Genomic DNA, 299 nt, shown 5'->3' with positions numbered 1-299 from the left:
TAAATTACCGAATAACGATGATAAGAACTTCATCCTGAGTTACTTGGCTAATTCGCAGGGGCAGGGTAAAAACTCGACCGGCAAGCTGCTCAAAACCTTCATGGACAGCACCCAGCAGCGCGCCCGCATCAGCGTGAAAATCGCCGATATCGGTTCGCACAAGCTGGATACGCTGGTGAATAAGCGGATTGAGCCGGCCATTAAGCGCATCTTCGCCGGCACCGATATGGTGGTGCGCCGCACGGGCACTACGGTGATTTTTACGAAGGGCAACGAGTACGTCATTGGCACCTTGGGCG

1 pseudogene is annotated in these 299 nt (G+C 53.8%); it reads left to right on the top strand.

Annotated elements, in window-relative coordinates:
* Nucleotides 1-299, top strand: a pseudogene (locus JEM65_RS21820) (hypothetical protein); the annotation flags it as partial.

Source organism: Gelidibacter salicanalis, from assembly GCF_016469035.1.
Classification (GTDB): domain Bacteria; phylum Bacteroidota; class Bacteroidia; order Flavobacteriales; family Flavobacteriaceae; genus Gelidibacter; species Gelidibacter salicanalis_A.
The sequence above is the reverse complement of the archived record's forward strand: the minus strand, read 5'-3'. Positions and strand labels throughout refer to the sequence as shown.